This window comes from Reyranella sp. (assembly GCF_004297405.1).
GTDB lineage: Bacteria > Pseudomonadota > Alphaproteobacteria > Reyranellales > Reyranellaceae > Reyranella.
Genome location: NZ_SCVC01000002.1, coordinates 23,996 through 44,510 on the forward strand (window position 1 = coordinate 23,996; position 20,515 = coordinate 44,510).

Genomic DNA, 20,515 nt, shown 5'->3' on the forward strand with positions numbered 1-20,515 from the left:
TTCTGTCCAATGCCATCACGGGCCGGACGTTAGGCGAATATCTGCGAAGTTCCTAGGCAGAGGCCTGTGAATCCGGCGAAGTTGTCGCAGACGCGGCATTGGGTCAAATGTCCGCTTAAACATCCATCCTGGGGCGCCCGCCTCTCGCGAACCAACAGAAGACAGGACCTTGCCAGACCCTTTCCCGATCATGACGCTGGCAAGCATCGCCCTGTGGGTTCTCGCGACCGGATGGCTTCTCGGCACCTTGGGAGCGGCCCTGTCGCAACCTCTGAAGCGTTTGCGGCTGAACAGGATCCCTTCACCATCGCCTGCCCTGCCTGTCTCCCTCATCGTGCCGGTAAGTTCACCAGCACCTGCCCTGTCCCAGTGCGCGACATCGCTGGCAGCTCTCGATTATCCGGCGTTAGAAATCATCCTGTGCTGCGACGAGGCGGATCGAGCGGCCGCGACTGCCATTGAGGCGGCTGTGCAGCGACACCCTACGCTGAAGAGCCGGGCCGTCGCGCCGGTCGCCCTTGGCAATCCAAAATCTGCCCTGCTGGCCGCCGCCGTGCCGCTGGCGGCCCACGACTTACTGCTGCTCAGCGACGACAATGTCGTCTCCTCCTCGCAGCGCATTGCCGAGCATCTCGCCGTCCGCGCGGCGGGCCATGGTCTGGTCTCGGCCTGCGCGTTGGGCGAGGCGGCGGAGTCGTTCTGGGGTGAGGTCGACGCTGCTTTCATGAACGGGCAGTTCGCCCGCCTGCAGTGCGCCGGTGACGCTGTCGGCCTCTCCTTCAGCACCGGCAAGTCAATGCTGGTGTCGCGGCGGGACCTGCTGGCCAGCGGCGGTTTCGCGCCCTCGGGCAATACGATGTGCGAGGACGCCGTGGTGCAGCGCCAACTCGTACGGTCCGGTCAGAAGGTCGCGCTCACGGCCGAGCCGGTGCGCCAACCGATCGGCCGGCGCGACTTTGGCGAGGTCTGGCACCGTCATCTCCGCTGGGCGACCTGCCGACGGCAATATGCGCCGCTGCTGTTCGGCCTCGAGCTGATCGCCTCGGCACCCGTGGCCGTCCTGGCGGGCGGGGCAGCGGCCGGCTCGCTGGGGCTCGGCTTCGCGAGCGGGGCCAGTGCAACGGCGGTTATATTCCTGGGTGCGGAATGGATTTTCCTGCGGCTGGCTGGCTGGCCGACCGGGCGGGCGTTTCCTGCGGCTTGGGCCGCACGCGAACTGCTGGCGCCGGTCCTCTGGCTGGCGGCTCTGCTGCCGCGTCGGCGGACCTACTGGCGAAACCGGCCGCTGTCGCTGCGCCGATAGGCTGGCAATACGGCGGCGGCGATCAAGCGAATCGCATACCAGAGACCACACAGGCGCACACCAGCACGTCGTGCTTCAGTGACCTCCAGAGCGGTGGGAAAGCCCCGATACTGGCCCGCCGCCGGCGTGTTGGCCGCGCGCCCGGACGAAAGATCCTCCAGCGCCTCACCCAGAGCCCCGGCTCCCGCCAGGAAGAGTTCTGTATTGATCTCCGCTACAGACCGGCTGCGATCAATCGGTCGCGTGACCTGCCGGAGAATCGCACCGGCATCGATACGAGCATCTTCGATCCGATGCACCGTCGCGCCACTCACCGCGCCGCCCTCGACCAGAGCCCAGAAGACCGGACAAGGGCCACGCAGGGCGGGTAAGAGCGAAGGGTGGATGTTGATCGCACCGAGCCGAGGCACTGCGATGGCCGGTGGCTTCAGGATCTGATCGAAATTCATGGCCAGCAGCACGTCGGGCGCATAGGCGCGTAGCCGGTCCAAGGTGACATCTGCATTGATGTCGCCGGTCTCGACCAGCACCGCACCGTGGCGCGAGACGAGCGCCGGTAGTGTTTCAAGTTTGGGCCGACCAGCGAAACGCAGCAACCGAGACACGACAGCCACCACTTGCGCCGAGATCAAATCGAATCCCAGCCAGAAGGTCATGCGGACGCCCGATTTCCGGACGCTGGCGGTCAACTGATCGAAGAAGCCACCGTGGGCAGTGTCGAATCGGCGCGAGACCAGGACCAGCCCAATACGATCACCGCATGTCTCGAAGATTAGGTTCAGCGCCGGTAGGCAGGTCAGACTTTCCAGATGGCAGAGGGCAATGCGCTGCACACCGTCTGCACTCGCGGACTTCGTTTCTGGATCGCTCATTGTGCAGTGCAACAGTTGCAGGATATTGCCACGCCCAGTATGGTGAATGCCAGCCCGCGGCTGAACTAAATTGATTGAAGATAAAGATTGATCAACACGTCGTTCGCGAGTGCCGACTCATGGTGGAGAGGGGGCGACTGGCGTTCGGTTGGGGGGCATTGAACGTCGATGACTGTGCATGACGAAGTCGCGATCGTTGGCTATGCCGGCCGTCTGCCCGGCGCCAAAAATGCCGAAGGTTTCTGGCGTCTGTTGCGCGACAACCGCTCTGCGATAAGCTGGATTACCCCCGACCGTTTTCCGACGGCGGCCTTCTACCATCCCTCGACCGACCAACCGGGCCGCGCCTACACCTTCGCTGCCGGCCTGATCGACGATGTCTGGGGCTTCGATGCCTCGGCTTTCGGCATGAGCCCGCGCGAAGCCGAACAGGTCGATCCACAACAGCGTCACCTGCTGGAAGTGACACACGATGCACTGGCTCACGCCGGCATCCGCCCGTCGAAGCTCGCCGGCAGCCATACCGGCGTCTATGTCGGCGCCTCGTCAGTCGACTACGGCGCGCGCTTCTTCGCCGATCCGTCGGCAGCCGACGTGCACATGATGACGGGCAATACGCTCAGCATCGTCTCCAATCGGCTTTCCTACAGTCTCGACCTGCACGGTCCCAGCTTCACCGTCGACACTGCCTGCTCCTCCTCACTGGTAGCGCTGTCGCTGGCAGCCGATGCGATCCGCAATGGCACGGTCGAAACGGCCATCGTCGGCGGCGTCAACCTCCTGCTCTCGCCCTTCTCGTTCGTGGGCTTCTCGCGCGCGTCAATGCTCTCGCCCACCGGGCGCTGCCGGCCTTTCGATGCCGCCGCCGACGGTTACGTGCGAGCCGAGGGCGCCGTCGTGCTGGTGCTGCAGTCGGTCGCCACCGCTCGCAAGGCGCGCAACCGCGTTCATGCGACGATCGTCGGCTCGGCCGTGGGACAGGATGGCCGCACGACCGGTCTCTCCCTCCCCTCGGCGGAATCCCAGCGACGCCTGTTGGAACAGGTCTATGGCGACTTCGGCGTCGATCCCAGCGAACTCGCTTTCGTCGAGGCACATGGAACCGGCACGCAAGCGGGTGACCCGTTGGAAGCCGATGCGCTGGGCAAAGGCCTCGCGCAGCGGCGCTCGCAGCCCCTGCCAATCGGCTCAGTGAAATCGAACATCGGCCATCTCGAGCCTGCCTCCGGTTTGGCCGGTGTGCTGAAATCGATCCTGGCGCTGAACCGCGGCACCCTGCCGGGAACCCTGCACCAAGTCTCGCCGAACGAAAACATCCCGCTGGACGAGTTGAACCTCAAGGTGATCGGCCAGAACTGGTCGTTGCCGGAGCGCCGTGGGCCATCCCTGGCCGGCGTGAATTCGTTCGGCTTCGGTGGTACCAACGCGCACGTCATCCTGCGCGGCGAAGACACGTCGGTAAGCGTTGCTCACCCGAGGACCGAGGCCGGACCGCCGCCGCTGCTGTTGTCGGCACATTCGGCCGAGGCGCTGCCCGAGCTGGCGCGTTCCTTCATCGAGCAATGGCCGTCCGACAAACGGCTAAGCAGCGACTTCATCGGCGCCGCAGCACATCTGCGCGATCCGCTGCCGCACCGACTCATCGTGCGTGGCAAGACGACCGAAGAGACGAAACACCATCTCGAGCAATTCGCTCAGGGCGAGCCATCGCCTGCGACGCTGAGCGGCCAAGCGCTCGGAACGAACCTGCCGATCGCCTACATCTTCTCCGGCAACGGCTCACAGTGGGTCGGCATGGGCCGGACGGCGTGGCACGCCAATCCGCGTTTCCGTGACGCCCTCAAGGAAGTCGACGTCCAATTCTCCCGGCGGCAGAAGGAATCGCTCATCGATCTCCTGTTCGCCGACGATCTCGCACAAAAGCTGCGTCAGGCGACCTATGCGCAGCCGCTGTTGCTCGCGCTGCAGATCGCGACCGTGCGCAGCTTCGAAGCACTGGGGATCGCGCCTGTCGCGACGATGGGGCATAGCGTCGGCGAAATCGCCGCCGCCTGGTGCGCCGGTGCACTCAGCCTCGACCAAGCGATCGATGTGGTTGTCGCCCGCAGCCGCCACCAGGAGTCGGTGAGGCACAGCGGCGCCATGGCTGCCCTCATGCTGGGCGAGCGTGATGCCCGCCGTTTCCTTGCCTCCACCAAGGTACCCGGCGTCGACATTGCCGCGATCAACAGCTGGCGCAGCGTTACGGTCTCGGGTCCGGTCAAGCAGATAGACTTGATGCTGACGGCCGCGGCCGACCTGCGCATTGGCGCCCGGCGACTCGATCTCGACTATCCCTTCCACAGCTCATTGGTCGACCCTGTGCGCGGGCCACTCCTGCGCGAACTCAAGGGGTTGAAGCCGCTCAATGCGCGCCGCCGCTTCGTCTCGACGGTGACCGGCGCGTTCGCCGACCACGGCATGCTCGGCGCCGATCACTGGTGGCTGAACGTGCGCGAGCCGGTGCACTTCGAGGCCGGCTTGAACTGCCTGCTGAAGGAAGGACTGCGCCTGTTCGTGGAGATCGGGCCCAAACCGATCCTGGCAAGCTACATTCGCGACACGATGCGCGAGGCCAATGTCCGAGGCGCCGTCGTAGAGTCGCTGACCGAATCACTGGAACAAGACGGCAGCGATCCCGTCGAGCGGGCGGTCTCTCGCCTGGTGCTGCTGGGCGGTCAGGTCGATGCGCAACGCTTCTTCGGGCCACCGCCAGTGACGGCGCTGCCCCTGCCCGCCTATCCTTGGCGGCATTCGCAATTCAAAGTGCGGTCGACCTCCGAGGCGGCCAATACCTTCGCAGGACCGTCACATGCACTGCTCGGGTCGCGGCTGCGCCAGGACGGGTCGGCATGGTTCTCTACCATAGACCCTGCCCTGTTCCCCTGGATGGCCGACCACAAAGTCGGCGGGCTCTCGGTCTTCCCGGCTGCCGGCTATGTCGAAGTAATGCTGGCTGTGGCGCGGGAGCTCTATCCTGAAGGCGCCATCGAACTGCGCGACTTCGACATCGTGCGTCCGCTAGTGTTCGACGGTGCGGCATCGTTCGAGACCTCGGTCACATTTGACCGTGAAACTGGCATCGCTGAGTTCCTGTCGCGCCCGCGCAACGCTGCCGTCGACTGGGCGATGAATGCCCGCGGCATCATCGGCCGATCGCCGGCGAGCCACGCGAACGCGCCGGCCAAGGCCGGCTCGATGGGCACTGTGGTCGTGCCGAAAGCCAAGGTCTACGACGTGTCGCGCGGACTGGGCTTCGACTATGGCCCGACATTCCAACGCATCCGGCATGTCTCCTTTCCCGAGCCCAAGCTCGCCGTAGCCGCCCTGGAGCCCGAGGATGCGACGGCACTCGGCGGACGGGTGATCGACCTCACGGCGCTGGATGCAGCGTTCCACGCGCTGTTCGCGTCGGAGGAGGCCGGCGTCGCCGACATGCCGATGAAGCGCATGTTGCCGGTGCGCTTCGGCCGAGTACGCGTCTTCGAGCCCGGCGCCACGGCAATGCGCGCGATCGCCCGCACGCTGCGTCAGTCATTGACGTCGATGCTGGTCGACATCGACTTGCTGGACGAGGCCGGCAAAGTCATCGCCGCTGCCGAAGAGGTGCGGCTGATCGAGGCGCCCGTCGGCCAAGGCGCAGATCCGCGATCGTTCACTTACCAGGCGACTGTCTGGTCCTTGGAGCGCGCCGGCAAGCCCTCCACTGCGCACTTCCGCAGCAACAATGTCGCCGCAGAGCGCGAAGGGATGATGGACCCGGCTGCGCTCAGCGAGGCACTGCTGTTGCTCGATGCCGGCTGTCTGAGATTGGTCTGGAGCGCGTTCCGCAACGGCCCAGCGGCGCAAGATCTGCGTGAACTACCAACTGCACCAGACGGCGATGCCGATTGGGCGGCCTATCTTTGCTCGGCACTCCTCTGGCACCTCGAGACGAAGAATCTGGTGCTCGAACAGCAGGGTGCACCGGCACTGGCCGAGACCTGCGATCTGCCAACTGTCGACTCGCTCGTACGTACGCTGCTCGCCCGTCATCCCACGATGGCCACGGAAGCAGCCAGCCTGTCGCGGCTCAGCGACATCATGGAGCGAGTGGTCGCCGGCGACGCCTCGGTGCAAGCCGAACTGCAATCGCCGCACTGGCGTCAGCTCGATGCGGCATCGCGACAGATCTCGTTGCTGCGCCGCGCCGTGTTCGACGAGGTCTTCCAGGCTGTCGCGGCGCGACCGGAAGGCCGACTGCTGCGGTTGCTGTTGATCGGCGCCGAGCATGCGGTGCTCGCCGCCGAGTTGCTGAGCGGTGTCCCCGGACTCGACATCGTCATCACCGACCTCGATCCGGATCGTCTCGATCAAGCGCGGGCGGCCCTGGACGATGACGCCCAGCACATTCGCTGCGTTCCCTGGACCGACCTCGAGTCCTGGCCATCCGGCACTTTCGACCTCGCCGCCGCAGTCGATGCGCTGAGTGAGATCGCAGCATCGGGCGACGGGCTCGACCGCCTGCAGCGCGTGCTGCGCCCTCGTGCGCCGCTGCTGGCCGGAGAACCGGCGCCCAGTCTCTTCTGGGATATCGTGCGCGGCATCCGTCCGAAGTGGTGGGCACGCTCGGCCAATTCCTCATTCCCTGTCGGCGCCCTGTTGACGGCGCGCGAATGGACGGACGAACTCGCGAGCGCGGGCTTCGACACGGTCTCGGATAAGCCGATCCTCGGCGACGAGAGCATCGGCGTCCTTATCCACGGGGCTGCTGGCGCCTCCGACGCGGCGACCGACCCAGTGTCGGATCAGCCGGTGTTCGCCTGGGAAGGTGACGAGACGCCCAACCGCAAGGCATTGCAGGCGGCGCTGCCGAACGCCGGCGCAGGCACTTCCGAGACGACAACGACGACTGATATCGCCTGGATCCTCGATGCCGGCCGTGCTGGCGCGACAGTGCCCCAGATGAGTGCGTTGTTGTCACGCGTAGCCGATCGCTGCCGGCATCTGGGCGCGGCCCCGGCACGGCTCTGGATGTTGGTCGACTTCGGCGAAAGCCCGCCGGGATCGCCGCTCGAAAGCCCGTTCTGGTGCGCTCTCACCGCCGCGATGCGCGTCGCGCAAAACGAGTACGCTGCCCTCGAGATCCATTGCCTCGGCCTGGCCGGTGCGCCGGCCTCCGTCACCTTGCGGCGCGCCGCCGAAGAGATGGCCACACCGACCGACGAGCGTGAGGTCTTTTTCCGTGGCAACGAGCGCTTGGTCTTCCGCCTCACGCGCGGCGCAGCGCCTCCCGCCCAGCCGCTGGAGCGTAGCGACGATGTCGCGCTCAAGCTGGTGCCGCGCTCCAGCTCGAACCGCGGCGCGCTCGCTTGGTCTGCAACGCCACGACAAGTGCCTGGCCCGGGCGAGGTCGAGATCGAGGTGGCGGCAACCGGATTGAACTTCCGTGACGTGATGTGGAATCTCGGCCTGCTCCCGGAAGAGGCGCTGGAGGACGGCTATGCCGGCCCTGCTCTCGGCATGGAGTGCGCTGGCACGGTTACCGCGGTCGGTCCGGAGACCCTGGAATACGAAGTCGGCGACCGTGTCGTCGCTTTCGTCTCCGGCGGCTTCGCAAGCCATGTCGTGACGCCGGCCTTCTCCGTGAGCCCCCTACCCGGCAACCTGACCTTCGAGGCCGCGGCGACCATACCCGTCGCCTTCCTCACTGCTTATTATTCGCTCGTTCATCTCGCCGGCCTCAAGCAAGGCGAGACCGTGCTGGTCCACGGTGGCGCCGGCGCGGTCGGCCTGGCTGCCTTGCAGGTCGCGCGTTTCTGCGGTGCCAAGGTCATCGCGACGGCCGGCAGCGAGGAGAAGCGGGCACTGCTGCGCGACCTCGGCGCTGACGTCGTGCTGAATTCGCGCTCGCTCGCCTTCGCCGACGAGGTCTCGGCCCATACCGATGGCCGTGGCGTCGACATCGTGCTGAACTCGCTGGCCGGCGAGGCGATGATCCGCTCGATGGATTGCCTGAGGCCCTTCGGCCGGTTCATCGAACTGGGCAAGCGCGACTTCTATGCCAACACGCATGTCGGCTTGCGGCCCTTCCGCCGCAACCTCAGCTACTTCGGCGTCGACGTCGACCAGCTCATCATCGAGCACCGTGATCTGACGCAGAGGCTGTTCAGCGAGCTGATCGAGTTGTTCGCGACCGGCGAATTCCAGCCCCTACCGCACCGGGTATACGGTGGGGAGCGGTTGGGCGATGCCTTCCGACTGATGCAGCGGGCCGGACATATCGGCAAGATCGTCGTGACACCGGCCCGGCAGGCCAGCGAAGACACGCGCGTGGAGGGCGCCTTCCCGGTCGATCCGGAAGGCGTTCATCTCGTGATCGGCGGAACAAGCGGCTTCGGTCTGGCGACGGCCGAATGGCTGGTTGACCGCGGCGCACGCCACCTCGTGCTGGCGAGCCGGTCCGGCCAGCTGGCCGAGGGAGCCTCCGCCCGCGTCGAAGCGCTGCGGCGTAGCGGCGTCGAAATCAAGGCAGTGGCTCTCGACGTCACCGACGCCGGCGTCCTGCAGCGCAGCGTCAAGAACCTCGCAGGCCGCCGATCGCTCAAGGGAATCGTCCATGCCGCGATGGTGCTCGACGATCGCCTGATCGACGGCATGGATCAGGAAGCGATCACCAAGGTGCTGCAGCCGAAGATGGGTGGCGCGCTCAACCTCGAGGGGCTGGCCTCCGAGCTTGAGGCGTCGGGGCAGAAGCTCGACTACCTGTTGCTCTATTCATCGGCAACAACCCTTCTGGGCAATCCCGGTCAGTTCAACTACGTCGCGGCCAACGGCTTCCTCGAGGGGCTGGCCCGCCGGGCCCAGCGGCATGGATTGCCTGCGCTGGCGGTCGCCTGGGGCGGCATTGAAGATACCGGCTATCTCGCCCGCAATATCTCGGCAAATACGAGCCTGAAGAAGCGCTTTGCCTCGAGCCTGATCGCGTCGCGCCCTGCACTCGACGCACTCGATCTCGCGTTCGATGCCGAGGGCCGGCCGGCGATGGCGTTCCTCTCGATCGGCCGGATCGACTGGGGCATGGCCAAGCGTGAACTGGCGGTGACACGGGCGCCCATGTTCGGCGCCGTGGTTCCGGCGGCCGGTACGCGCCAGACGACGGATTCCGCAGCGACACTAGAGAAGCTGCGCGGCATGTCGGTCGACCAGGCAAGTGAAGTGCTCCTCGAAATCATCGTCGAGGAAATTGCCCGCGTGCTGCGTCTGCCGCCCAAGGAGATCGACCGGCACCGCGCCCTGGCCGAAATCGGCATGGACTCGTTGATGATGCTGGAGCTCAGGACCACCGTCGAAGAGTCGCTGCAGGTCGACCTGCCCATCATGTCGCTGGCCAACGGGATTACGCCGGTAGACGTCGCCCGCCGGATCGCTACCCTGATCGCCGGCGACGGCCCCAAGGAAACGATGCCGGGCCAGCTCGCGGCTCTGTCGGCAAGCCATGTCGCTGCCGAGGCAGAGTCGACGGACGCTGCCGACCGGCAGGCCGCCGTCCGCGCCGTACTCGATCGCTCGCGTAATCTGGAAGGACTCTGATGACCGAAGGCGTCCGCTCTTCCGACGAAGCTCTCGACGTCGTGACCCGGGTCCGTCAGGCGCTGGCCCAGCCGTCGGCTGGCGCCGAGCGCGCACCGCTGCGTCCCACGCAGGTGGCCGCGGCAGAGGAGCGGCGGCGGTTCGATTTCGGCACGCTGCCGGAATACGAAGTCCTGAAGCTGCAGAAGGCCGCGGGCGAGATCGCCGGCATCGAGAACCCCTTCTATCGCCTCCATGACGGGCGGGCGGCCGAGACGACGTCTGTGGAAGGCCGCGAAGTCATCAACTTCTCCTCCTACGATTACCTCGGCTTGAACGGCCACCCCGATGTCGGCGCCGCGGCAAAGGCCGCGATCGACAAGTTCGGGACATCGGTTGGCGCGAGCCGGCTGACGGCGGGCGAGCGGCAGGTGCATCGCGACCTCGAGGCGCTGCTGGCCGAACTGCACGGCGTCGAGGATGCGCTCTCCTTCGTCAGTGGCCATGCGACCAACGTTTCGGTGATCGGCGGCCTCCTCGGCCCCGACGATCTCCTGGTCAGCGATACCCTCATTCACAACAGCGTCGTGGAAGGTGCCAAGCTGTCGGGCGCCAAGCGGATCCTCTGCTCACACGGCGATGTCGAAGCGATCGAGCGGGCGCTGCGGCTCAACCGGCGGCGGCACCGTCGCGCCCTGATCATCGTCGAAGGCCTCTACAGCATGGACGGCGACATGCCCGATCTCGCCGCGCTGGTACGCCTGAAGCGGCGCTACGATGCGTGGCTAATGGTCGACGAAGCGCATTCGGTGGGCGTGCTGGGCACCACCGGCCGCGGCATCGCCGAAGAGCAGGGCGTCGATCCCGCCGATGTCGATATCTGGATGGGCACGCTCAGCAAGGCGCTGGCTTCGACCGGGGGCTATGTCGCCGGCAGCCGCAAGCTGATCGAGCTGCTGAAATACACCTCGCCGGGCTTCGTCTACAGTGTCGGCGGCTGCCCCTCCGTCGCGGCGGCAGCAAGCGCGGCCATCGAAGTGATGCGCCGCGAGCCGTGGCGCCTGGAGAAGTTGCGGCAGAACGGCCAGGCCTTTGTGGCAGGCGCGAAGGCGCGCGGCCTCGATGTCGGGCTCAGCATCGGCGCTTCGGTCGTGCCCATCATCGTAGGCAATTCACCGAATGCCGTGATCCTGTCCCACCGCCTGCTGGCGCGCGGTTACAACGTCATTCCGATTATTTTCCCGGGCGTCGCCGAGAACCAGTCGCGGCTCAGGTTCTTCATCACCAGCCGCCATACCTCGGAGCATATCGACGGTGTGCTCGATGCGATCGCCGAGGAGCTGCCAGAAATCCGCAAGGCGCCATCGTTCATCAACGTGGTCGCTGGCCGCTGACGGCAGGGAGAGCCCTGCCGTCCATATCCGGCCTCTACCCTTCGGAAATCCTCTTTCGAGGACCTCCGAGGGGCATGTCATCGACCGGCCTGCTTAGACGAGCAACAGGCCGTCCTTGTCAGTCTTGATGCTGATCACGATATCCTGGAAGTCGTGATCTCCGACCGTGTGCTGCTGATCCTCGAAGCCCATCAGCAACTCCCGGCCACCCGGTGAGGTACCTGTCAGGACATACTCGGCCTGTGCAGGATTCAGGTTCGAGAACGAGTGAAACACCGTCGCACCGTTCAGTTGCCCCAGAGTGGCGCTCTGGAGCACCGGCGCTGAGCCGCCGGCGGGCGTCACGAACGACAGATTGTCAGGCAAGTTCCCGTAGGTGTCGTAGCCATCCTGGATCAAGAAGAAGCCGATCTTCTCGTTACTGGATGCCACGCCCAAGTCGACGGTCGTTCCCGGCGTCACGCCTTGTGTATTGGCAAAGACGATATTCACGTCGGAGATCGTCCCGTCTTCGGCCATCTTGTAGGTTCCGAGCGTGTTGGTGTAGCTCGAAGCGGTTCCCTTCAACTCCAGGCTGAACCGGACGGCGCCATCGCCCGTCAGGAAGGCTTCGTTGCCGACGCCGTTGATCGAGGCCGGGTCGACACCGACACCTTCCTGGAGGCCAGGCAGGTAGTTCTCGAAGGTGACAAGCGTATGAGCGTTCGCCTCGGTGCCTCGCGCAACGGACATGAAATCGCCGTTGGAGAAATCACCATTGAGCTGAAAGCTCGAGTCACCCGCATTGATCACGACACCATCGGTCACCTTGGTGACACCGATATTGTCGCGGCCGACCAGTGCACCGAGAATGTCGATCGTGTCGCCATGCCCGAAACCGGAGATGATGCTGCCGTCCAGGTCCGCCAACGAATCTTGCAGGACTTCGTCACCCGATCCGAGATTGATGTGATTGCCGGGGGTTTCACCACCGGAACCGACATCTGTCCCGCCATCACCAGGCGGCTGCACCACTGGCGGCTGCACCACTGGCGGCTGCACCACCACCGGAGGCTCCACGACGGGCGGCTCCACGGGCGGCTGAACCACCACCGGAGGCTCCACGACGGGCGGCTCCACCACAGGCGGCTGCACCACCACCGGAGGCTCCACGACGGGCGGCTCCACCACAGGCGGCTGAACCACCACTGGAGGCTCCACGACGGGTGGCTCCACCACGGGCGGCTGAACCACCGGAGGCTCCACGACGGGTGGCTGCACCACCGGCGGCTGCACTACGGAGCCGCCAGGCTGATAGCCGGCTGCATGCGGAGTGATCGCGCCGTTCAGCCCGATCACCTCGACTGATGGACCGGCGATGACCTTCTCGTTGCCGTAGATGCCGAGCTGGCCGATACCCTGCAGATTTGCAAGCGCCGTCGGATCCGCACCAGCGCCCGTATAGGTGCTGGTGTTGTTGATGAGCGTCGCCGGGTTGTCCAGCCAGGCTTGGAGACCGTAGGTCTGAGATCCAGAGGTGGTGAACTCGTTGTTGATGAAGTTCCCGTAGTTCTGGAACACCACACCAACGCCTTGGTTGTCACTGAATCGACTGTCCATGACGGCGGTGATGCCATATGGCGCCATGATGCCGGGACCATGGTTCCCGGATATGTCGGCGCCATCGACCGTGAGATCGCGCGCAGCGTTGGCCAAGACGATGCCGGCCACCCCGTTGTCTTGGGCACCGCCACCATACCAGCGCAGCGCACTTGCCTGGCCCTCCTCAGCGCTGTGTGCAAACCGTGCGCCCCCTTCGGCATTACCGATCATCCAAGAATTGGAGACCATGCCTTCGAACACGCTACCGATGACATCGAGACCGATGCCGCCGACGTCTTTGACAGTCACGTCATTGACGGTCCAGTTGTACAGCCAACGGTCAGGACCGGCGGCCACGATCTGGATGCCATCGCCTTCCTGGCCGTTGCCCTGGATGGTGAAGTTCGACAGCGTCAGGTAACGCAGATCGACGTCTGGTCCGACATTGATCTGAATGACCGGTTCCCCGTTGGTGATCTGCGAGACGATCGTCGCGCCACCCAAGTCGATACCCTTGGGGCTTGCCGAGCTATCGTTGAGATTGATCACGATTGGCGACGTCACGACATACGTCTTCGGCGCCAGGTTGGCGATATGGTTGCCAACCAGGGCATCCCTGAGCACGGTTTCGAGTTCTTGACCGCTGTGGCTGTCCGCGACCGGCGCCGACATGGCTGCGGTCACCGGCTCTACCGACGGCATCTGGAAGTCGTGCTTCTCGATAACGACCTGGCTAGGCACGGTGCCGAGACCGTTGATATCGACATTGCCGCCGGCAGAGATGCCGCCGCCGACATCGGCAACGTTGCCACTTCCTTGCAGAGCGGCGAGCGACACGCCGCCCGAGCCTGAACCGTAGTACTCGCTGATATTGCCCAGCACGCTCGCAGAGCCCGACAATGTGCCGCTGATGCCCATCGTTTGGGGACCGTGCGAAGAGAACGTGTTGGCCCAGAAATCACCATGGCCATTGAATTCTATGGCCGTGCCGCCGTTGTTCTCGAAGCCACTGGCGGTGACGGCGGTGATTCCCGAAGGCGCAACGATGCCCGGCGCTAGATTCTCGACGAAGTAGGCGCCGCCGACCGATACGTCTTGCGCACCATGATCGAGGACGAGGCCGCCCACCTCGTTCTTGCGGAAGCCGCCGCCCGACCATTCGACGTCGCTTACGACACCGCCTTGGGTACCGTTGTCGAAGCGCGCACCGCCATTGCCGTTGTCGTGCATCCAGCTGTTGAACACAGTGCCGTTCTTGACATTGCCGACCATGTTGAGGCCGGCGCCGCCCACATGCTGGATCGTAACTTCGTTAACAAGCCAATTGCTCAAGCTGCGGTCCGTGCCATCGACGACGATCTTGATGCCGTCACCGTCGCTGCCGCTTCCGTAGAGGAAGAAATTGGACAGATTGAGATTGGATAGATCGACGCCGGCAGCGACGTTGATCTGGATGACGGGCGATCCATCCGTGATGTTGGACGTGATGATCGCCCCGCCGAGGTCGATACCCACCGGCCCTTGCATGTCGCTCGTGACATTGATGACGATCGGCGCAGAGACCGTGTAGGTCCGATCAGTCCCAGTGACCACGCGGCCATTGGAGAATGCGTCCTGGAGCAGTGTGGAAAGTTCGGTCACAGCGAACCTCCCACGACGTCGAGAGTCTCGATGCTACGACAATGCCGGTCGGAACCGCGCCCTGTCTGAAAGTTGCACAACACTTGATACTGCTGGCTCGAGCTTGCGCCCAGCCGGCATTCCGAATTGAAAACAGTCATTAGCCTCGCCGACTTGAATTAAGATGCAACGAACGCGATGAGCTTGGCTCTATCAGCCAAGTAAACTGCCCGGTGGACGCGTTTTCTGTATGAGACTGAGGAGAAACTCCCTTCGGAGATTCACCTCATCACTGCAGAAATGCGTAAGGTGTCCAACCAAGCGCCCGCCCTACTAGAAGGATCGGAAGCGTACGGTCCATTGCGCTAGCGTGACTAAGCTGTGACCAAGGTGAGCCGCTCGGTGGAAATTTATTGTCCACGCCGAGAGCGTGCAATTATTCTAAAAGGTTACGTCTGCGAATATGCAGGTTGACCTGTAGAGAAGAATTGCTCGCGCCTTTGCGAGGAGACTCGTCGAGATGGGGCAGGCGCGCGAACGCGATCAGCCTGCGTTCAACCGCAGCACATGCGAGAGGAACAGGCGCTCGATCCAGGTGAGGCTGGGATGCCAGAAGGTGATCATCAACGTGTAGCGAACGGCAGTGCCGTTGTTCTCGACCCAGTGCACGAAGCTGTCATCGAAGACCAGCACTTCACCATCGCGATACTCCGCCACCTGCTCGCCAACCCATAACTTGGTGCCGGCGCAGTTCCTGAGGCCGAGATGGGCGGTCAGGCTGGCGTTTGTCGGGCCGGTGTGAGGCTGGAGCGAGCCGCCAGGCTGGATCGCGGAGAAACACACGTGCAAGCCATTGTGCGGCAACGTGCGCAAGATCGCTGCCGTGCGCGGACAGGCCTCCAGATGCTCATCGATCGGCTTACCTTGGAGAAAGAAGTAGTAGGTGTTCCATTCCTTGGGATTCTCATCGGAGTCGTAGCGGGCACGGGCGAAGCCGGCGTGTACGCTGTCCATTTCTGCCAGGATCTCGTGCCGGGCGGCGCGGACCCGCTGAGTCCAGGCATGGTCCCGATCGACATGGATGGGCTTTGCCGTAAGCCCCGGCCAACGAGGCACCCATGGCCATTGGAAGGCGCCGGGCCGTGTCGCTTGCAGGCGGCCCGACAGGGCAGCGACCGTGAGACGCGGCCCCGCCAGCAGGAAGGCGGCCAGCCGGAACAGGCCGACTTTCACCGGACCAATCTTGCGGCGAAAGTCGGCATTACCCGCTTCGATCTTTGCCAACCAAGCCTGTAAGTCTTGCATCCGCTGGATTCTCAAAATAGACAGTTCGAAGCCAATGGACGTGACTTTGCCGGGAATTGCAACGCTGGTTGCCGCGCTGGCGGATGAGAGGATCGGTTGCTAGGCGCCGTGCTGGCTGGAGCAGGCCTGATCTTATGCTTCTATATCGGCGTGCTCGTCTTGGCCGACCTTTACCTGATTGCCATCCATCTCCGCGGGAGCCATCGGCGCCCGTTGCGGGAGCCGGCTGAGCATAGTCAGATCGATGCCATTCGCGGCAAAGAGCCGGTAGTCTGCGTGCAGCTTCCGATCTTCAACGAAGCGAAGATCGTCGGGGCAGCGATCGATTCGCTCTGCGCTCTCGACTGGCCGCGCGATCGGCTGGAGATCATGGTGCTCGACGACAGCACCGACGAGACCTCTTCTATCGTTGCACAAAAAGTCGAGGAATGGCGGCACAAGGGTTTCGCCATCAGCCATGTCGTGCGACCCAACCGCGACAGCTTCAAAGCAGGTGCGCTCGCGGCCGGTCAGCAGCAAAGCGAAGCCCAATACTTCGCGATCTTCGACGCTGACTATCGGCCCCTGCCTTCCTTCTTGCGCCAGACAATGGCCGCTCTCCTGGCCGATCCCGGGCTGGCCTTCGTGCAGGCGCGGCTGGGCTACCGCAACCGCGAGCGCAATGCGTTGACACGCGCCCAGGCAATGGAACTCGACACACTGATGGGTTTCGAGCAGGCGGCTCGCAACTGGGCCGGCATGCCGATGCCGTTCAACGGCACGTGCGGCGTGTGGCGGCGCGAAGCGATCGAGCAGGCCGGTGGCTGGCGCGGCGATTCCGTGGCCGAGGACCAGGACCTGAGCTTCCGCTCCTTCGCACTGGGCTGGCGCTGTCGCCTGCTGCTCGACGTCTCGGCGGCAGGTGAACTGCCCGACAACTTCGAAGCGCTGGCATTGCAGCGGCAAAGATGGAGCACGGGGACGGCGCAGGTTTTCCGCAAACTGCCGTGGACACTCCTGCACAGCATGCGCTGGCCACAGGCCACTGCCTTCACCTTCCTGACCTTGTTCTATTCGAGCGCTGCCGTTGTGCTGGTTGCCATCCTGGCGATCGCCGCTGTGTGCTGGCTGGTCGCGCCGGAATGGGCGCTCATCGTCGCGCTGGGATGGGTCGCCACGGTCGCGCTGTTGGTGGTGTTGCGCACCATCGGTGCGGCTCTGGCAGCACGGCAACTCGGTAGGCCGATCAATCTTGCCTTCGTGGGCGATGTCGTCGCTCAGTGGCTGATGCAACTCGTGCTCTTGCCGACCGCCGGCAAGGCGCTGATCGCCGGTTATCTGGTGCGCGCGATTCCCTTCGCGCGGACGCCCAAGAAGGGACACTAGGCGTCATGCGGCGCGCGCTGTTCGATGTCTCCGGACTGGTTCAGTGGTACGCCTACCTGTCGAATCCGTCGGGCATCCAGCGCGTGATGGAGAGCATCCTCAGCCAACCCGCGCTGCTCCGAAACCCGGCCGTGACCCTGGTTTCACGCGCGATCGGATCGGACACGTTCTATATCGTCGAACCGGACATCATCGCGGGGCTGGTCACGCGCGCGACGCGTCGCGCTTCAATCGCCCGCTTGCGCGGCCTGTTCGCCGAGAGCATGCGCCTCGCCGAGCCGATGCGCCTCCTGCACGAGATGCACTCGATCCATGTGCCCTACATCGCACTGGGCTTCAGCTTCACCGAGCGCTTCTGGGAGAGCCGCTGTGCCGGACGCTGGACCGCCCGCGCGTCTAAGCTGAGAACGATTGCCCCCGATGACGCCTACGATGCCTTGGTCGGCCTCGGCGACTTCTGGTGTCATGGCGGCCATGTGCCGGCGCTGATCACCTTGAAGCGCCGCAGCGGCGCCAAGCTGATCCATCTCGTCCACGATCTCATTGCGGCCGTGAATCCGCAGTGGACGCACCCGCACTACGGCAAGCAGTTCCTCGATCAGTTCGGCAGCCTGGCGCCTGCCGTCGATCATTGGCTAGTGACATCGACCTATGTCGGCGGCCAGTTGGCTGGCTACCTCGACCAGCAAGGGCTGTCCGGTCGTCCGATCGACACCATGCCGATGGGATGGCCGGAGCCATTGCCGATCCAGGACGACGATAGCGTGCTTGCCAAACACGGGTTGGAGCGACAGCGCTTCCTGATGCATGTCGGCACCGTCGAACCACGCAAGAATCTCGATGGATTGTTCGATGCACTCGGTCGCCTGCGGTCCGAGGAAGCCGTAAGCGCGCTGCCTTGCGTGCTGGTTGGCCGTGACGGCTGGCGTTCGGAAACCATCCGCCAGCGCCTCAAGGACGATCCTTGGCTCGCCAGCCGCGTCAAATGGATCAAGGATGCTCCCGATGGCGACCTCGCAGCCTTGTACCGAAGCGCTCGATTCACCGTCGTGCCGAGCTTCGACGAAGGATGGGGTCTGGCCGTTCAGGAAAGCCTGGCCCACCGCACACCCTGCATTGCCGCAAGAGTAGGCGGCATCCCGGAAGCCGGGCTGGACCTCGTTGACTATGTCGAAAGCGGCGATACAGACGCGCTTGCGGCCGCCATCCGCACCCTGGCCAACGATGGCGATGCCCTCGAGCGAGCGCGAGCAAGGATCATAGGGGGGCTAGCCGCAACGCCCCTTCCCGCCTGGTCCGACACGGCCGACAGACTCGCGGGCCTGTTGGGCGTCGATCCCTAAAAAAGCAAAGGCCCCGCCAGCTCTCGCCACGGGGCCTCCCTCCTTCTTCTACGCCTACCAGTACATCCGTGGCCTGACGTTCGAAGAAATGCCAGCCGTTACCGGCGGCGGAGTCGATTAGTCGACCAGCTTGAGATTGTCGGCCGACACCTTGCCGCTGCGGCGGTCGGAGACGAGCTCGAATTCGACCTTCTGGCCTTCGGCCAGGTTGCCGATGCCGGCGCGCTCGACGGCGCTGATATGGACGAAGGCATCCTTGCCGCCGTCGTCGGGCTGGATGAAGCCAAAGCCCTTGGTTGCGTTAAACCACTTCACGGTTCCCGTAGACATGGGAAAACCCTTTCACTGCATAGTCATGCTGGCCCGCCAAAGTGAGGCAGACCGTCGAATTCGCATTTGTTTCGGGAGCAAGTCGCCGGCGGGGCGCAGACGTTCGTCTGGAGCATCGCCAATAATGTTGTCCTTCTATCGACCCGGCTCATATGGGCGCTTCCCCCCCCGATTGCAAGGGCCATTGTCGAACGCCACCTGGGGGACCATATCCATAGGACACCCCTCTCTTAAAAGGACGCCCCTCTTCTATGACCGCCGAACGGGTATCGACCCGTCTGGGCACCGAGGTGCGACAGGCGGTGGCGGCCTTTGCACAACCAGCCACCAGATCTGGGGCGTTACAACTCGTGACGTCATTCGGTCCGTTCGTCGCTGCTTGTGCGGCAATGTATCTCGTCTTCCCGATCTCCTACCTGCTCACTCTCGCACTTGCCGTGCCGGCAGGTGCCCTGCTCATTCGCATCTTCATCGTCCAGCACGATTGCGGCCACGGCTCGTTCTTCTCGTCGAACCGGGCCAACGCGCTGGTCGGCAGGCTGTGCAGCCTGATAACGATGACTCCGTTCGCCAACTGGCAGCGCCAGCATCGCCTGCATCACGCCGATTGGAACAATCTCGACCGCGGCAAGGGCGGTGGCAGCGACATCTACTCCGCGTGCATGACCGTTCGCGAGTACCGCGCGCTGACGCGCTGGCAGCGCCTGCTCTACCGCGTGCCGCGTCACCCCCTGATCGCCAACGTACTGCTGCCGCCGCTGGTCTTCGTGCTGCTTTACCGCGTGCCGTTCGACACGCCGCGCGCCTGGGTGCGTGAACGCTGGTCGGTGCATTTCACCAACGTTGCGCTGATCCTGCTCTTCACCGCGCTCGCCGTGTCGTTCGGTTGGCAGCGGGTGCTGGTCGTGCATTTGCCGATCATGATCGTGGCCTCGATCCTAGGCGTTTGGCTGTTCTCGGTGCAGCACCGCTTCGAAACGGCGCGCTGGACGGCCAAGAACAACTGGAGCTTCGTCGATGCCGCACTGCAGGGTTCGTCCTGGTTCGGCTTGCCGCGTGTCCTGCACTGGCTGACCGGCAACATCGGATTTCACCATGTGCACCATCTCAATCCGCGCGTGCCGAGCTATCGACTGCAAGCCGCCCACGACGCGGTGCGGGCACTTCACCCGTTGCGTCCGTTGAGCCTGATGGCGGGCCTGCGTGCGCCGTCGCTCACCCTGTGGGACGAAGCCACAGGCAGGCTGGTGCGCTTTCGCGACGTCCACCGCTTGCTTGAGGCACAGTGAAATGCAGTATCTCGGAGCCCTGCGCGGCGAAGGCACTCTGGTCGGCAGTGACGGCCAGAGCTTCGGCCATGTCGACTATGACATCGATGGCTTTGTCTCTCACACCAAGGAAGTCGTAGGCTCCGGCGAATTGCAGATGCCCCCCGAGGCGCTCGACCTCGCCTTCGGGCGCACCGACCTCGTCTTGCAGACCGAAGGCGGTTTATCGCTCGCGCTGCGCTTCAGTGGAAAACGATTGGCCAACGGCAGCGGAGCCGCTCACGTCGACATAACCGCTGGCCTGCCCCCCCGGCAGAAATGGCGCCGCCGCTAGACGTTCGAGGAGAATGGTGCCCGGGGGCCGGATCGAACCATCGACACTGCGATTTTCATAAGCTCTCTACTCGCATGCTCACAAGGGCTTAGCCCATCGGCAGTTGGAAAAAAGACCTCGATTCAGCCTGTGGATGGCAAATTACGACGCAAGCCTGATGAAGCCTAGGTGCTCCGCGCGAACAGCGCAGCCAAGGCCTAGCGTTGCCAG

The 20,515-nt window shown here is 64.2% G+C and carries 11 protein-coding genes; 7 read left to right on the top strand and 4 right to left on the bottom strand.

Annotation, left to right across the window (positions count from 1 at the left end; genetic code table 11):
• Positions 1-190 precede the first annotated feature (190 nt).
• Positions 191-1,303 (top strand): glycosyltransferase, encoded by a 1,113-nt coding sequence (locus tag EPO50_RS00210; protein ID WP_296340626.1) that lies wholly within the window; start codon positions 191-193, stop codon positions 1,301-1,303.
• Here EPO50_RS00210 and EPO50_RS00215 read toward each other — a convergent pair.
• On the bottom strand, positions 1,267-2,175 hold the full coding sequence (locus EPO50_RS00215; RefSeq protein WP_296340627.1) for a formyltransferase family protein: 909 nt from the start codon (positions 2,173-2,175) through the stop codon (positions 1,267-1,269). The genes EPO50_RS00210 and EPO50_RS00215 overlap by 37 nt on opposite strands.
• Positions 2,176-2,343: 168 nt before the next feature.
• On the opposite strand from EPO50_RS00215, the gene EPO50_RS00220 reads away from it, so the two are divergent.
• Together EPO50_RS00220 and EPO50_RS00225 are read left to right on the top strand one after the other, a co-directional pair.
• Complete coding sequence (locus EPO50_RS00220; RefSeq protein WP_296340628.1) at positions 2,344-9,786, top strand: type I polyketide synthase; 7,443 nt, start codon at positions 2,344-2,346, stop codon at positions 9,784-9,786.
• A complete protein-coding gene (locus EPO50_RS00225) occupies positions 9,786-11,159 on the top strand; it encodes an aminotransferase class I/II-fold pyridoxal phosphate-dependent enzyme (RefSeq protein ID WP_296340629.1) in 1,374 nt (457 codons plus the stop codon). The genes EPO50_RS00220 and EPO50_RS00225 overlap by 1 nt, the downstream gene beginning before the upstream one ends.
• 93 nt (positions 11,160-11,252) lie before the next feature.
• Here the strand turns inward: EPO50_RS00225 and EPO50_RS00230 are convergent, their stop codons facing one another.
• Together EPO50_RS00230 and EPO50_RS00235 are read right to left on the bottom strand one after the other, a co-directional pair.
• Positions 11,253-14,381, bottom strand: coding sequence for a right-handed parallel beta-helix repeat-containing protein (locus EPO50_RS00230; protein ID WP_296340630.1), 3,129 nt, complete (start codon positions 14,379-14,381; stop codon positions 11,253-11,255).
• Between the two features lie 522 nt (positions 14,382-14,903).
• Positions 14,904-15,665 (bottom strand): aspartyl/asparaginyl beta-hydroxylase domain-containing protein, encoded by a 762-nt coding sequence (locus EPO50_RS00235; RefSeq protein WP_296340631.1) that lies wholly within the window; start codon positions 15,663-15,665, stop codon positions 14,904-14,906.
• 108 nt (positions 15,666-15,773) lie between these two features.
• On the opposite strand from EPO50_RS00235, the gene EPO50_RS00240 reads away from it, so the two are divergent.
• Positions 15,774-17,030, top strand: a complete 1,257-nt coding sequence (locus EPO50_RS00240) for a glycosyltransferase family 2 protein (protein ID WP_296340632.1) — start codon at positions 15,774-15,776, stop codon at positions 17,028-17,030.
• A 5-nt stretch (positions 17,031-17,035) separates the two neighbouring features.
• A complete protein-coding gene (locus EPO50_RS00245) occupies positions 17,036-18,373 on the top strand; it encodes a glycosyltransferase family 1 protein (RefSeq protein WP_296340633.1) in 1,338 nt (445 codons plus the stop codon).
• A 117-nt stretch (positions 18,374-18,490) separates the two neighbouring features.
• Here EPO50_RS00245 and EPO50_RS00250 read toward each other — a convergent pair whose 3' ends face one another.
• Positions 18,491-18,703, bottom strand: coding sequence for a cold-shock protein (locus EPO50_RS00250; protein ID WP_296340634.1), 213 nt, complete (start codon positions 18,701-18,703; stop codon positions 18,491-18,493).
• A 251-nt stretch (positions 18,704-18,954) separates the two neighbouring features.
• Here EPO50_RS00250 and EPO50_RS00255 point away from each other — a divergent pair, with 251 nt between their 5' ends.
• Positions 18,955-19,992 carry a fatty acid desaturase gene (locus tag EPO50_RS00255; RefSeq protein WP_296340635.1) on the top strand — a complete coding sequence of 346 codons (1,038 nt, stop codon included), beginning with the start codon at positions 18,955-18,957 and terminating at the stop codon, positions 19,990-19,992.
• Between the two features lies 1 nt (position 19,993).
• Entirely contained in the window at positions 19,994-20,305 is a 312-nt protein-coding gene (locus tag EPO50_RS00260) for a hypothetical protein (protein WP_296340636.1), read from the top strand.
• Positions 20,306-20,515 lie beyond the last annotated feature (210 nt).

What these genes read in the sequence shown, in the direction of transcription:
- EPO50_RS00250 (WP_296340634.1), bottom strand. Translation starts at nt 18,703, where the DNA reads ATGTCTACGGGAACCGTGAAGTGGTTTAACGCAACCAAGGGCTTTGGC.
- EPO50_RS00255 (WP_296340635.1), top strand. Translation starts at nt 18,955, where the DNA reads ATGACCGCCGAACGGGTATCGACCCGTCTGGGCACCGAGGTGCGACAG.
- EPO50_RS00225 (WP_296340629.1), top strand. Translation starts at nt 9,786, where the DNA reads ATGACCGAAGGCGTCCGCTCTTCCGACGAAGCTCTCGACGTCGTGACC.
- EPO50_RS00220 (WP_296340628.1), top strand. Translation starts at nt 2,344, where the DNA reads ATGACTGTGCATGACGAAGTCGCGATCGTTGGCTATGCCGGCCGTCTG.
- EPO50_RS00215 (WP_296340627.1), bottom strand. Translation starts at nt 2,175, where the DNA reads ATGAGCGATCCAGAAACGAAGTCCGCGAGTGCAGACGGTGTGCAGCGC.
- EPO50_RS00210 (WP_296340626.1), top strand. Translation starts at nt 191, where the DNA reads ATGACGCTGGCAAGCATCGCCCTGTGGGTTCTCGCGACCGGATGGCTT.
- EPO50_RS00235 (WP_296340631.1), bottom strand. Translation starts at nt 15,665, where the DNA reads ATGCAAGACTTACAGGCTTGGTTGGCAAAGATCGAAGCGGGTAATGCC.
- EPO50_RS00245 (WP_296340633.1), top strand. Translation starts at nt 17,036, where the DNA reads ATGCGGCGCGCGCTGTTCGATGTCTCCGGACTGGTTCAGTGGTACGCC.
- EPO50_RS00260 (WP_296340636.1), top strand. Translation starts at nt 19,994, where the DNA reads ATGCAGTATCTCGGAGCCCTGCGCGGCGAAGGCACTCTGGTCGGCAGT.